Origin of the sequence: Mogibacterium pumilum (genome assembly GCF_002243385.1) — a bacterium.
In the GTDB taxonomy this organism is placed as follows: Bacteria; Bacillota; Clostridia; order Peptostreptococcales; family Anaerovoracaceae; genus Mogibacterium; species Mogibacterium pumilum.
In genome coordinates this window covers 1666628-1679733 of record NZ_CP016199.1, presented here as the reverse complement: position 1 = coordinate 1679733, position 13106 = coordinate 1666628, and the positions used below count along the sequence as shown (strand labels likewise).

13 protein-coding genes and 1 tRNA gene are annotated in these 13106 nt (G+C 43.5%); 11 read left to right on the top strand and 3 right to left on the bottom strand.

What is annotated here, in order from left to right; translation table 11 throughout:
- Positions 1–70: 70 nt before the first annotated feature.
- The 3 genes from AXF17_RS08030 to AXF17_RS08015 all read right to left on the bottom strand — a co-directional run bounded on the left by AXF17_RS08030 (position 71) and on the right by AXF17_RS08015 (position 3548).
- On the bottom strand, positions 71–517 hold the full coding sequence (locus AXF17_RS08030) for an IS3 family transposase (RefSeq protein ID WP_094234568.1): 447 nt from the start codon (positions 515–517) through the stop codon (positions 71–73).
- 447 nt (positions 518–964) lie between these two features.
- Entirely contained in the window at positions 965–1870 is a 906-nt protein-coding gene (locus AXF17_RS08020) for a nucleotidyltransferase family protein (protein ID WP_094234567.1), read from the bottom strand.
- Position 1871: 1 nt separating this feature from the next.
- A complete protein-coding gene (locus AXF17_RS08015; RefSeq protein WP_094234566.1) occupies positions 1872–3548 on the bottom strand; it encodes a glutamate--tRNA ligase in 1677 nt (558 codons plus the stop codon).
- Positions 3549–3804: 256 nt separating this feature from the next.
- Between AXF17_RS08015 and AXF17_RS08010 the strand changes: the two genes are divergently transcribed.
- The 11 genes from AXF17_RS08010 (at position 3805) to AXF17_RS07960 (ending at position 13021) form a co-directional block, all read left to right on the top strand.
- Positions 3805–4029 (top strand): hypothetical protein, encoded by a 225-nt coding sequence (locus tag AXF17_RS08010; RefSeq protein ID WP_094234565.1) that lies wholly within the window; start codon positions 3805–3807, stop codon positions 4027–4029.
- An 8-nt stretch (positions 4030–4037) separates the two neighbouring features.
- Positions 4038–4652, top strand: a complete 615-nt coding sequence (gene tmk / locus AXF17_RS08005; RefSeq protein WP_330398490.1) for a dTMP kinase — start codon at positions 4038–4040, stop codon at positions 4650–4652.
- A gap of 66 nt (positions 4653–4718) precedes the next feature.
- Entirely contained in the window at positions 4719–5471 is a 753-nt protein-coding gene (locus tag AXF17_RS08000; protein WP_094234564.1) for a hypothetical protein, read from the top strand.
- 61 nt (positions 5472–5532) lie between these two features.
- Complete coding sequence (locus AXF17_RS07995) at positions 5533–6450, top strand: PSP1 domain-containing protein (RefSeq protein ID WP_094234563.1); 918 nt, start codon at positions 5533–5535, stop codon at positions 6448–6450.
- 40 nt (positions 6451–6490) lie between these two features.
- Entirely contained in the window at positions 6491–7237 is a 747-nt protein-coding gene (locus tag AXF17_RS07990; protein ID WP_094234562.1) for a tRNA1(Val) (adenine(37)-N6)-methyltransferase, read from the top strand.
- 100 nt (positions 7238–7337) lie between these two features.
- A complete protein-coding gene (locus AXF17_RS07985) occupies positions 7338–7739 on the top strand; it encodes a DUF948 domain-containing protein (protein WP_157682603.1) in 402 nt (133 codons plus the stop codon).
- Positions 7740–7809: 70 nt separating this feature from the next.
- Complete coding sequence (murA, locus tag AXF17_RS07980; RefSeq protein WP_094234560.1) at positions 7810–9093, top strand: UDP-N-acetylglucosamine 1-carboxyvinyltransferase; 1284 nt, start codon at positions 7810–7812, stop codon at positions 9091–9093.
- The gene (locus AXF17_RS07975; protein WP_094234559.1) at positions 9086–11065 is read left to right on the top strand and encodes a fructose-1,6-bisphosphatase; all 1980 of its coding nucleotides are present in this window, start codon (positions 9086–9088) and stop codon (positions 11063–11065) included. Before murA ends, AXF17_RS07975 begins: the two co-directional genes overlap by 8 nt.
- Before the next feature lie 294 nt (positions 11066–11359).
- Positions 11360–12193, top strand: coding sequence for an SDR family NAD(P)-dependent oxidoreductase (locus tag AXF17_RS07970; RefSeq protein WP_094234558.1), 834 nt, complete (start codon positions 11360–11362; stop codon positions 12191–12193).
- Between the two features lie 67 nt (positions 12194–12260).
- Positions 12261–12337, top strand: a tRNA-Arg gene (locus AXF17_RS07965).
- 261 nt (positions 12338–12598) lie between these two features.
- Positions 12599–13021 (top strand): sugar transporter, encoded by a 423-nt coding sequence (locus tag AXF17_RS07960; protein ID WP_094234557.1) that lies wholly within the window; start codon positions 12599–12601, stop codon positions 13019–13021.
- Positions 13022–13106 lie beyond the last annotated feature (85 nt).

Here is a 13106-nt window from a genome sequence, read left to right as displayed (position 1 = left end):
TGCAGGGTCTCCCCACTGATTGGGTATCTAATCCGTGCAGCTTTAAGAGTATCGATACATAATTCTTTCTTCATGTTATCACGCATGATGAGCGATAGGAGCTCCCCTTAAAGCAGTCTATGATCGGTGAAATGTACAGTTTTCCATCGATGTATTGTATCTGAGATATATCTGTAAGTAGCTTAGTATATGGCTTATCTGCGGAGAAGTCCTGCCGGATCAGGTTTTCCTTCTCCTGAATCTCGGTTGTAGCTTTGGTCAGGCCCTTAGGTCTGTGCTTTTGTTCATGGATTAGTCCCATTTTGAGCGTGATCCGTCTGAGCTTGCGTATACCGACCTTTTGCCCTCTTAGCGCAAGAACCATCTGCATACGGGGAACTCCATAGTTGTCATTGAATACAGACTCATCAATGATGGTCTGTATAGCTGCCGAAAGAACCGCATCCTTGTCAGGCTTACCAAGATTCTTAAGATACCTGTAATAGCCTGACTCACTCACTTCCAGTAAATGACACATAGAGTTTGCAGACCATATACCTTCTCTGGAGTGTATGAATTCATAGCAATGATGCGCTTTTACTTCTTTCGGCTTTCTGCGAAAAAAACGAGGGCATCCTTGAGTATCTCATTGGCTCGCTTGGTTTCACGCAGTTCGGCTTCAAGCTTCTGTATCCGACGATCTTTCTCGTCAACAGGTTTATGTTTGTAACCACTGCCTACAAAATATGAAGCACCTTGATGCTTTCGGATATATCGCCAATCAGCAAGTGTGTAATATGGAATGCCAAGCTGCTCTGCAGCCTTTCTGACACCGATTTCGTCTGAAAGTTCGAGGGCTTCCTGCTTGAATGAATTGTCGTATTACATAGTCTCACCAATCCTTTCATTGATATACTACCATGAGAATTTGGTGGATTTACAGACTCTACTTAAATGTTACAACTCCAATAATAGTATTGCATAATTACCAGAGAATTTTTGGATACTTTCCGTCGGTCTTCATCTCAGCAAGCTTTGCAGCAACCTCATCCTTGTCTTCCTTGTAGGTAACACCGAACCACTTATCGCTCGACTGAAGGACTGCAACAGTAGCTCTGTCTGCTTTTACCTCGTTATCGATGCAGTAAGGGAGGAAGTATTCTCCTTTTAGCGGGTTCTCTTCCATGATATTATCAAGCGCGACAGGGAAGCCATCTTTCATGATGCCTAAGAATTCAGTACCGAATCCCCAAAGGTTCATAGAAACTGAATGGCCATCTGGCACATTGTGCCTCACACCTTTAGAGTTTGTTGCACGAATTACGCCATCATCCTCACGAATTACATCCGAATGTTCCTCAATATCCGACAAAAATCCGTCCGTAACTTCACAAAGTCCACGAGCGACGGAGCCGTTTGCGGAGAGAGTGTTTTCGATTTTGAAACCTACCATACAGTGATGAGTGGCATCAGCGAATTCATTGAGGAATTTATAGATCTTCTCAAACGCTTCCTGACCATAGTAGTCGTCAGCGTTGATAACTGCAAAAGGTGCATCGATGTAATCCCTTGCTGCTAGGACAGCGTGACCGGTACCCCAGGGCTTCGTTCTTCCTTCTGGAACATAGTAACCTGCAGGTAGGTCGTGAATGTCCTGAATTGCATAGTGTGTTTCAAAAAGTTTTCCAGCTCTACCTTCGATGTGAGCCTTAAAGTCCTTTTCAAAATCTTCCTTGATTATGAAAGCTACTCTCCTGAAGCCAGCCCGGTAAGCATCGTAGAGGGAGAAATCCATGATTATATCGCCCTCTGAAGTAATCGGGTCAATCTGCTTTGGTCCGCCGTAGCGACTTCCCATTCCCGCAGCCATGATAACTAGAATTGGTTCCATTTTATTTCTCCTCTTCTATCATTCGGTTAATTCTGCTTCTAACCATATCTTCGCCCATAATCTGCTGAATTGCCCATACGTCAGGGGATTGTGCACGACCAACGAGAGCTAGTCTGATAACTGTACTTACATGTCCTACATGACCCTTGTAGTCATCGGGGTTCTTCTTAAAATCCTTAGGCTTTGCAGCATAGCCGAGCTCAGTTGCAATTTCTCTAATCTTGTTGAACCACTCTTCCTGTGTGTCTGCGTGTTTGTAAGATGATAGGTAAGATTCTAGAATCTGAATCTTATCAGAAACAGCCTCAGCAGGAACTTCATCAACAATCTTGAAGCTCTGGTCATAGAAGTAGCTGATGAACTCTATAATCTGTCTTGCATATACGAGATCCTTACGTGGTTTCTTTTCATCTCTACCAAGGTCGAGAATTTTAACGAGCAGATCCATGTCCTTAAATACATATTCGTATTCAGGGGCGAACTCGAGTGACCAGGCCTTTAGGAACTCTGCGATTTCAGCTGCAGGAATGTGCAGCATGGCTTCCTTGCTCACGTCGTTGAGCTTGTCGAGGTCAAAGAGCGCACCGGAGTTACTCATCTTCTCAGTGGTGAAAATGAATTCGTTGATATCCGCTTCTGGGTTCTCCATACGCCATTCTTCGTAGTTCGAGTTGAGAATGGTAAGCAGATATTCTCTAACTGCAGCAGGGTGATATCCTTGATCTCTGTAGTAATCGAGAGAAAGCTCTGGATCCTTACGCTTAGATAGTTTTCTCTTGTTGCCATCCTCGCCAATCTTCATCAGTTGAGCAGTGTGGCAGTATACTGGAAGCTCAAATCCGAGCTTCTCAAAGAGCTCAACGTGAATTGGAAGTGAAGGTAGCCATTCTTCTCCACGGATGACATGAGTCGTCCTCATTAGGTGATCATCGATAGCGTGTGCAAAATGGTAAGTTGGTATACCTGTAGTCTTTACGATTACGATATCCTGGAAGTTTTCAGGTACATCGAGAGAACCTCTGATTCCATCAATGACTTTATTTCTCTTTATGTCTTCGCCGACAGCATTAGGAACACCATCTGATTTCAGTCTTATTACAAATGGGTCACCGGCCTCCATGTGGTCAGTAACAATCTTCTGAATCTCTGGATCCTTACACCAATCCCTGTACTTCGACCAACCTGAATAGATACCAGGTGCTAGTTTCTCCTGCTCCTGCTGCTCTCTTATTGCACTGATTTCTTCCTCGGTGAGGAAGCAAGGGTAAGCTTTGCCTTCAGCGAGCAACTTCTTGGCATAAAATCTATATATTTCGCCGCGGTGGCTTTGTGTATAATCGCCGTAGTTTCCGACATCGCCATTCTCAGTGACACCTTCATCGAACTTGATTCCAAAGAATGCGAGAGAAGAGATGATTGTTTCTACAGCATTTTCGACAAATCTCTTATCGTCAGTGTCTTCGATTCTGAGGTAAAAAATACCGTTACTCTGGTGAGCGAGTCTCTCGTCTACAAAAGCTCCGTAAAGGTTGCCGAGATGGATAAATCCGGTAGGACTTGGACCGAGTCTTGTAACTTTAGCGCCTTCCGGGAGATTACGCTTAGGGTATATGGTCTCGTAGTCAGTATCGCATGCAATCTCAGGATAGATGAGTTCGCTGAGTTCTATTGAATTCATATTAATCCTCCTGCGTTTAAATCTAATTAACTAATTAAGTTTACCATATTAATGACTTCAGTTGTAGGGTAGCATGCATACACGGGACTAACTTATTTTGATAAGAATAAAAGTATAATAAAGACTGTCACGAGTATATTCATGTTTTTGCCAAAAAGACACTTTATGGAAACTGTATCTTCCTTAATCTTATGGTATAATACATTCTGTATAAATGTGAAATTATAATACACAAAGTGTGGGAAGGAAGGCCCTAATGATATTGTTCAAATACATATTGGCTCTGCTACTAACTATACCTATGGCTGTTCTTGGAAGGTATCTGCTTGCAGACTACTTTTCGACAGTAAGTGGCAAGAAGCAGGCTAAGCAGGCTGCTGAGAAGCGCGAGGCAGCAGAACGCAAAAAAAATAGAGAAAAGGGATTTACAATCCACATTCCAGATTCGATAGAGCAATCTGATAGAAGTACACATAGATAGGTGGTGGCATGGTGCCAAAGGGAATATTTATTACGCTTGAAGGACCAGATGGCTCCGGTAAAAGCACACAAGTTGAGAATATTAAGTCATATTTTGCAAATGTAGGCAGGGAAGTCGTAGTGTCCCGAGAGCCCGGCGGAACATCGATCAGCGAGAAGCTCCGCAGCATCGTTTTAGATAATGAGAATGCTGAAATGGACGACATCACAGAGATGTTTGTATATGCAGCAGCGAGAGCACAGCATGTCGCAGAGAAGATAAGGCCGGCACTCGATAGGGGCGTGGTTGTAATCTGCGATAGATTTGTGGATTCCAGCATCGCATATCAGGGCTATGGTAGAAATCTCGGAGATCAGGTAGCTGAGGTGAACAGGTATGCGACAGGCGGTCTTGAGCCGGATATTACTTTCTTTATGGATCTTGACCCTGAAATTAGCAGGTCTAGAATCGGTAAAGGCGTGAGGGATAGATTAGAGCAACAGAAACTGGATTTTCATTACCGTGTGTATGAAGGATATAAGGCACTATGTGATAAGTATCCAGAGCGAGTGATTAGAATTGATGCGACTAGAACTATAGACGAGATCAAAGAAGATATATATTCGAAGCTTGAGGTTCTATAAAGATAAAGTGAACCCAACAATAGATGGCTCGAGATATTTGCAACTATCAGAGTATATGGGAGAGATATGGCACGGGAATACGCACATGCATATATACTGGAAGGACGAAGCGATGAATCGCGGGACGAATATATTAGAAGCTTTGTTAAGGATATAATTTGTCCTAATACCCATGTTTCTGGACATGCATGTGGGATCTGCCCCGCGTGCATTAGGGTTAATGGAGGTACTCATGAAGATTTATTCTTCATGAATCAGAGTGGCAAAGAGACTTACAAGACTGTCGATGCAGCAGCCATGATAGAGCGACTGGGGATGAGACCGTATGGAGAACGTAATGTAGGTGTCATCGACAATGCTGAGAGGCTAAGCGAGATAGTTCAAAATAAACTTCTCAAGACTTTGGAGGAACCATACCCTGGGACAGTTATAATACTGGCTACTGATAACAAAGAGTCGCTGCTACCAACAGTTAGATCCAGATGCGTTGAACTCAGGGTTAATGAGGAAACGCAAGATAGCAGCAATTCTGATAGCGTTGAAGCTCTGATGAAGGAGTGGCTTGGTAAGACATATTTCTTCAAGATTCGTGATATCGTCAAGAAAAATTTTAAAAGTAACGAGGAGGCATTTAAATTTCTCGATGCGCTAGAGGAGAATTTGCATGAGAGACTGCTCGGTGGTGGCAATTTGCCTCAGGACGCTGAAGCGCTACTTCAGATGATAGATCAAGTTGAAGATACGAGGATTAACATTAAGCGCGGCATGACTCCAGATTATGCGCTAAACTCACTATTTCTTAATAAAAATAATCGATAAATAGCAACTAATTCGGGTACATAGTATTCGGTTTTGAATAGATAAGAAGGGAAATTGATAGATGGTAGAAATTATAGGCGTAGGCTTTATGAAAGGCAGCAAGACATATTACTTCGATCCAGCAGGCGTTATCTACGAGCTAGGCGAGCTAGTCATCGTGGAGACGGCAAGAGGTATGGAGCTTGGGCATATTTCGATAGCTAACTGCGAGATTGAAGAGAGTGAACTTGTGGCTCCGCTCAAGGGCGTAGAACGCAAGGCTTCTAAGGAAGATATCCGGAGATACAAGGACAATCTAGCTAAGAGAGATGATGCTATGAAAGTCTGCGAAGAGAAGATTTTACAGCACAAGTTGGACATGAAACTCGTAGATACAGAGTTCACAATCGATGGCACCAAGGTTATATTCTACTTTTCAGCGGACGGTAGAATCGACTTTAGAGGGCTTGTAAAAGACTTAGCCTCTCAGTTTAAGATGAGAATAGAGCTCCGCCAAATCGGGGTTAGAGATGAGGCGAAGATGCTCGGCGGCATCGGAATTTGCGGTAGACCGCTTTGCTGCAGCAAGTGGCTCAGCGACTTCCAGCCAGTATCTATCAAGATGGCTAAGCAGCAGAATCTCTCGCTCAATCCATCCAAGATATCTGGTACTTGCGGCAGACTTATGTGCTGCTTAAACTTTGAGAACAAGACGTATCAGGAGCTTCGTAAGGGAATGCCTAACGAGGGAGAATGTATTGAAACGCCTGACGGAGTAGCGAAGGTTATAAACGTAGATCTATTTAACGGCAGGGTTACAGCTAGGTTAATCGTCGAGGATAATGAAACTGGCGAGGATACGCTTGGCCCTGATTACAATATCTACTTCAAGAAAGAAATCAAGCGCATAGATAAGAAACATAGTCATAAGAAGAATGATGATCTAGGTGATCTAGATGAAGAAACTTTGAAGGAAATCAAAGAACTGATACGCGACTAGTTTAGTAACTTGATTTGCATAGAGCAAGGATTAGAGGCATATGGAGAGAAAATCAGAGCGAATCGATGAGATAGGTATGGGTGGATTCAAGGTCGTGCAGGGGGATGGCTTCAGCTACGGGGTTGATGCTGTGCTACTGGCAGCTTTTGCCAGCGGAGAGACTGGTGCGAAGGCTATCAAGAGTCACTTCAAGACGCGTGTAGCTGACCTCGGAACGGGCAATGGCATAATTCCGTTTGTACTTGCGCACAAGCTACCACTATCTGAATTCGTGGGCTTTGAAAAGAATCAAGTGTCGCTAGATAGGGCTGAGAGAGGCTGTGTGATGAATAAACTAGAGAGTCGGATAAACTTTGTTCTAACCGATATCTCTGAGCTCAAAGGGTATGAAAGCGACTTCGATGCAGTAGTCTCAAACCCACCATACTTTAGACGAGGCTCGGGAATTCCAAATGAAGACAGCGCGAAGTTTATAGCGCGTCATGAGACGACTGCAAGCATCGCTGAATTTGCGAGATGTGCCAGCGGAATCTTGAAGTCCGGCGGTGACTTCTACATGATACACAGGCCATCACGCCTACCGGACATCATCGAAGCGCTGCGAGCAGCAGCACTAGAGCCTAAGGAGCTGCAACTCATCGTACCGAGCAGCGGAGAACCAGCTAACATGGTTCTAATCCATGCTGTCGCAGGAGCAAAGCCTGACCTCAAGATGCTACCAGAAATAGCAGTCTACAATCCTGATGGTGAGGACTACACTGAACTGATTAAACGCATATATCTGTAAGTCGCAACATACAGGTTGGATTAAACAAATATTTATAAGATTGAACATACAATATGCCTAAGGTATAATTTAGGTACTACCCATGGAGTAGAAGGAGGGAATGATGAGAGTCTCATTAGACATCAAGCAGGCAGCAATATTGCTAGTGCTGATTGCACTGTTTATACTCATAGTTTTCTTGATTAGATTAGCTATCAAGTTAGCTGGCACGCTTAGAAACGTGGATGAGCTGTTAGCTGATACCAAGAGAATGACGACGATTGCTGCAGCTAGAACAGAGCAAGTGGATGAACAGATCGATAATGTGATCGACATGTTTGCGAGTGTAAGCAACAAAATCAACGAAAACCGCTCTATTATAAGGACTGCAGGCAATGTGGGAACTGCTGCTGGTGCGCTCAAGTCATTTAGCAAGAAGTCAAAGAAGCGTGCAAATCGATATGAGATGGACGATATGAGCTATGATAGTCCTAACAGAATTCGTAAAAAAAGACGCAGATAACGAACATAAGGCAATTATTTAAGAGATGCTTTTCAGCATCTCTATAACTATTTATCAAGGAGAAATTTCAGTGGCAAAGATACTAGTTAACAACAGCGGATCTTTAGAGGGAGAAGTTAAAATTAGCGGTGCGAAGAATGCTGTTCTTCCACTAATGGCGGCGACTCTGCTGACACCGGATACATGTGTGATTGACGGTGTTCCAGAGCTATCAGACGTAATGGTTATGCACAAGATGCTCGAGAGCTTTGGTGCTGTCGTATCTACGCCTAGTTCAGGTAGACTGTCGGTTAGTGCGGCTGAGATTACCACTGTAGAAGGAGATGCGGAGTTAGTATCCCAGATGAGGGCTTCTACAATGGCAATGGGACCTCTGCTAGCAAGGTTTGGCAAGGTAGTTATGCCTCTACCTGGGGGATGCACAATTGGAAAGAGACCGATTGACCTCCACCTCAAGGGATTTAAAGCTCTTGGTGCAACAGTGACAGAGGACTTAGAACATTCATGTATTGTAATCGAGGCTCCAGAAGACGGCCTTGTTGGTGATGCTATCTATCTAGACTTCCCTAGTGTTGGAGCGACAGAGAATATCCTAATGGCAGCGGCTCTTGCTAAGGGCCCAACAATTATCGAGAATGCAGCTAAGGAGCCAGAGATTGTCGATTTGGCAAATATGCTCAACAAGATGGGTGCCAAGATTAAGGGTGCAGGTACAGATACTATCCGTATCACGGGAGTTGAAGGACTTTCAGGTGCTATCCATACAGTAATTCCGGATAGAATTGAGTGCGGTACTTTCATGCTTGCGGCAGCGATTACTAGAGGAAAAGTTCTTATCAAGAATGGTATCCCTGGACACGTTAGACCGATAATCGCTAAGCTCAAGGAGTGTGGTGTTAAAGTTGACGTTGAAGACTATGGCATACTCGTAGATGCAACTGAAGGAAACCTTGTTGCTACAGATATCAAGACACTTCCATATCCGGGTTTTCCTACAGACATTCAGTCGCCGTTCATGGCATTCTTGACTACCGTTGAGGGAACAAGTGTTGTTAGAGAAACAGTTTTTGAAAATAGATTTATGCACGTGGTTGAGCTCAACCGAATGGGCGCAGATATTTCTGCAGATAATAGCAGAGAGGCGACAATCCCGGGTGGTAAGCAGCTTCACGGTGCAAAGGTTAGATCAACAGACCTCCGTGCAGGTGCAGCGATGGTTCTTGCGGGACTCGTAGCAACTGGAACGACTGAGGTCAGTGAAATTTATCATATCGAAAGAGGATATGAAGACTTTGTAGGCAAATTCAAGAGTTTAGGTGCAGACCTCATGAGAGTGGAGGAACACGATGTCTAACAACAAGTATCTCGAGATGCTAGCTCAGAAATATCCTAATCATCGTTCTGTAAACACTGAAATTGTCAATCTTAAAGCGATACTTGCCCTGCCAAAGGGTACGGAATACTTCCTGAGCGATCTTCACGGTGAATACGATGCGTTCCAGTATTTTGTGCGTAGTGCATCCGGAACTATCAAGATGAAAATCGACGAGAATTTCGGAACTATATTGAGTGCAACTGATAGGGAGCAACTGGCTGCTCTTATCTACGACCCTGTAAATGAGCTCAAGAGACGCGAAGCAAATGAAGATGATTTCAACGCATGGTGCTCCGCGGCTATCTATAGACTGATCATCATCTGTAGAGCGGTTTCTAACAAATATACCAGATCTAAGGTTAGAAGAATCCTTCCTGACAACACTGGCTATATCATGGATGAGCTGATGTTCGCAGATGACGATGACAACAGACAGAAATACTACCAGGAGATTATCGATTCTGTAATTGAGTTCAAAATTGCCAAGACACTTATTACAGAAATTGCTAATACGATAAGTGAGCTGGCAGTCGACCACTTGCATATCATCGGAGATATTTTTGACAGAGGGCCTAAACCTCACAAGATTATGGACTTCCTGATGTCACGCCGCAGTGTAGACATTCAGTGGGGTAACCACGACATCGTATGGATGGGTGCAGCTTGTGGAAATAGACCGTGCATCGCAAATATAATCCGCATGAATGTCAGCTACAACAACTTCGATATGCTCGAGTACGGATACGGCATTAACCTACGTCCGCTAGCGACACGTGCTCAGCAGATTTACGGAGATGACCCGTGCGCAGACTTCATGCCTCATGTGCTTGAAAAGAATAGATTTGATCCGATTCCAGAAGAGCTTGCAGCTAAGATGCACAAGATGATTGCAATCATCCAATTCAAGGTTGAAGGTCAGACGATTATGAATCATCCAGAGTTTAAGATGGATCATAGACTAATGCTAGATAAAATTGATCTCAAGAAGGGAACTGTTGAGTGCTATGGTGAGACTTATCCGATTAAGGATACGAACCTACCGACTATAGATCCAGCTGATCCATACAAACTTAGCCATGAAGAGGAAGAGGTAATGGTAGCTCTAGAGGCATCCATTACAAATTCCAGAAAACTTCAGGATCATATCAACTTCCTGTACACTCACGGAGCGCTATTTACTACTTATAACGGCAACCTTCTGTTCCATGGATGCATTCCATTTACAGAGGATGGCGAATTTATGGATGTTTCAATTGCTGGTAAGACTAACCATGGAGCGGCTCTCATGAGACAGCTAGATCAGGAACTCAGAGAGGTGTACTTCAATCCTGGATGCGAGCTCGATAAAGCCGATGCCGCTAACCTGATGTGGTATCTCTGGCTCGGTCCGGACTCGCCTCTATTCGGCAAGGATAAGATGACGACCTTTGAGAGACTGTTCATTGCAGACAAAGCTACACACAAAGAACGCACTGTTCCATACTATAAGCTGATTAAGGATAAGGATATCTGTATCAAGATTATCCGTGACTTCGATCTTGATCCAACGAGGGGAATCATTCTTAATGGTCACGTGCCGGTTAAAATTAAGGACGGAGAGAGCCCGATTAAGGGCGAGGGTAAGCTGATAGTAATAGATGGTGGTATTTCTAAGGCATACCAGAAGACGACTGGAATTGCGGGATACACATTTATCTTTAACTCTTGGTTTATGGCGCTATCGGAGCATGAGCCATATCATCCACTGCAGCCAGACGGCACGCAGGAATTTAACAATCCTAATATCGTGACGACTCACACGTTACCGGAGCGTATGCTGATAATTGATACAGATATAGGTAAAGTTCTTCAGTCGCAGATAGATGATTTGCAGCAGCTAAATGATGAATTCCGCAAGGGAACCATCAAGGAAGTCTATCCGAAGAGAGGCAAATATTACTCCAAGAACTAGTAGAGCTTCCGAGATTGCTAAATTACACTCAAACTTATTGTGGCTATCCTGATAAGGTGACAGCTATTCTGCAAAAACTTGGAGATGACCTAATAGTACGTGCTATTAGAATAACCTGAAACTTACCATATAAACTTGTTTTATTCAATATAGTTGGTTTCGCTCACAAAATTAACCGAAAGAAGGTGCTATTATGATTCGCATAGTAAGCGTTGTGCTCGGCGGGGTTCTATTCGTACTCTGCATCTACTATTTCATGTTGCTATACAAGAATAATAGGAGAAATAGACTGTAATGAACACGCAGACAATCAGTATTCCAAATATAAAGTCCGTTAGTCCAGCTAGCGGACTTGCGTGTATAACCGGTGCCAGCTCGGGCATCGGAGCTGAATTTGCGCGCCAGCTTGCCGCTGAAGGTTACTCAGTTATACTCGTTGCAAGGAGAGAGGATAGACTCGTTGACCTTGGGCAAGAGCTAGCAAGTGACTATTATGTTGAATGCGAGTGCATCACGGCTGATTTATCAGACTTAAATGAATGCGAGAATCTCGTTTCACATCTCAAATCAAAGCGCGAGATGCCTCTAGATATACTTATCAATAATGCAGGCTTCGGAGCAGTGGGCAGGTTTGACCGGAGTGATATTTCAAAAGATTTAAATATGATTGATGTAAACGTCAAGGCGCTTCACTATATAGCTCATGAGATGATGCCTCATTTTATCGAACGTGATCATGGACACATCATCAACGTTGGTTCTGTCGCTGGACTCATGCCTGGCGGACCTTATATGGCTACGTACTATGCAACTAAGTCGTATGTAGTTTCTCTTACAAATGCTTTAGCCGAAGAACTGAAACGCTTAGGCAGCCGTGCTCAAGTTCATGCGTTGTGTCCTGGACCTGTAAACACGGAGTTCAATGATGTTGCCAATGTAAAATTTTCACTCAAAGGTATTTCTGCAAGAGAATGTGTGTCTTACTGCATTGATGAAGCTGATAAGGGTAAGATAATTATAATTCCAAATATGATAGTCAAGGTAGCTGCGGTTGCCTCGAAACTTGTTCCAAGGGAGATTGTTCTCGGAATCGTGGCACGTAGCCAGAAGAGCAAAATCGAAAGATAACACGATTGAACCATTGGATTCACTTGACAAGAATGCTATATCATGATAGATTGTTATAGCGTTTTGGGCGCCTATAGCGCAATTGGATAGAGCGTCACACTACGAATGTGAAGGTTCGGGGTTCGAGTCCCTGTGGGCGCACCATACTAAATACCACAACTCAGTCGAGTTGTGGTATTTCACTTTTTGTGTAAGGCTAATGTCGTTAATTATTCAAGAAAAGTATTAAAGGCGTGCCGAGATAAAACTTAATCATATGGGATATAAATTATTTCAATGATAAATTTTCAATAATAGAATCTATTCAAATAGAATTTACCAATAGGCAAATCTATTGAGATTATAGTGTTTAGGTGGTAATCTCATTAACGTAATGAAAATGAAAATTTATGGAGGTGTATTGTAATGTCGATTACAGCTGAAACAGCGCAAGCGCACAAGAATGATCCTGCGGTTCTTTGCTGCAGAGCAGAGGAGGGAACTGAACTAACTCCGGCAAACTTTGAAGATCCGGCAATTTTTCCTGATCTAATTGATACTGGACTACTCAACATAGATGGAGCGCTCAAGCTTGGACAGGTGCTCAACGGATCTAAGTTAACCAAGACCGTTGATTCCCTAACTCCTATTACTCCAGACATTGTTGATAAATACGACGAAGAAGTTGATGAGGCTGCTGAAGAGACTGAAGAAGTAGCAGAAGCAGGCGCACTAACAGAACCCTCAATTGGTGGACAAGTACAGAACGTTAATATGTCAGTTGTCGGCGGCGTTGTTAAGCTCTATATCGGGGAGGGCAAAGACATCGCAATCGAATTCCCAGTTTAGAAACACTATTTTACCGCATAGATAGATTGATCAACTCCTTTTGAGCCAGGCTTTGCTTGGCTCTTTCCTTTGTGCTAATAAGATA

Excerpts from the sequence above, each read along its gene's own strand:
- AXF17_RS08030 (WP_094234568.1), bottom strand. The coding sequence starts at position 517 with ATGTGTCATTTACTGGAAGTGAGTGAGTCAGGCTATTACAGGTATCTT.
- AXF17_RS08020 (WP_094234567.1), bottom strand. The coding sequence starts at position 1,870 with ATGGAACCAATTCTAGTTATCATGGCTGCGGGAATGGGAAGTCGCTAC.
- AXF17_RS08015 (WP_094234566.1), bottom strand. The coding sequence starts at position 3,548 with ATGAATTCAATAGAACTCAGCGAACTCATCTATCCTGAGATTGCATGC.
- AXF17_RS08010 (WP_094234565.1), top strand. The coding sequence starts at position 3,805 with ATGATATTGTTCAAATACATATTGGCTCTGCTACTAACTATACCTATG.
- tmk (WP_330398490.1), top strand. The coding sequence starts at position 4,038 with ATGGTGCCAAAGGGAATATTTATTACGCTTGAAGGACCAGATGGCTCC.
- AXF17_RS08000 (WP_094234564.1), top strand. The coding sequence starts at position 4,719 with ATGGCACGGGAATACGCACATGCATATATACTGGAAGGACGAAGCGAT.
- AXF17_RS07995 (WP_094234563.1), top strand. The coding sequence starts at position 5,533 with ATGGTAGAAATTATAGGCGTAGGCTTTATGAAAGGCAGCAAGACATAT.
- AXF17_RS07990 (WP_094234562.1), top strand. The coding sequence starts at position 6,491 with ATGGAGAGAAAATCAGAGCGAATCGATGAGATAGGTATGGGTGGATTC.
- AXF17_RS07985 (WP_157682603.1), top strand. The coding sequence starts at position 7,338 with ATGATGAGAGTCTCATTAGACATCAAGCAGGCAGCAATATTGCTAGTG.
- AXF17_RS07975 (WP_094234559.1), top strand. The coding sequence starts at position 9,086 with ATGTCTAACAACAAGTATCTCGAGATGCTAGCTCAGAAATATCCTAAT.
- AXF17_RS07970 (WP_094234558.1), top strand. The coding sequence starts at position 11,360 with ATGAACACGCAGACAATCAGTATTCCAAATATAAAGTCCGTTAGTCCA.
- AXF17_RS07960 (WP_094234557.1), top strand. The coding sequence starts at position 12,599 with ATGTCGATTACAGCTGAAACAGCGCAAGCGCACAAGAATGATCCTGCG.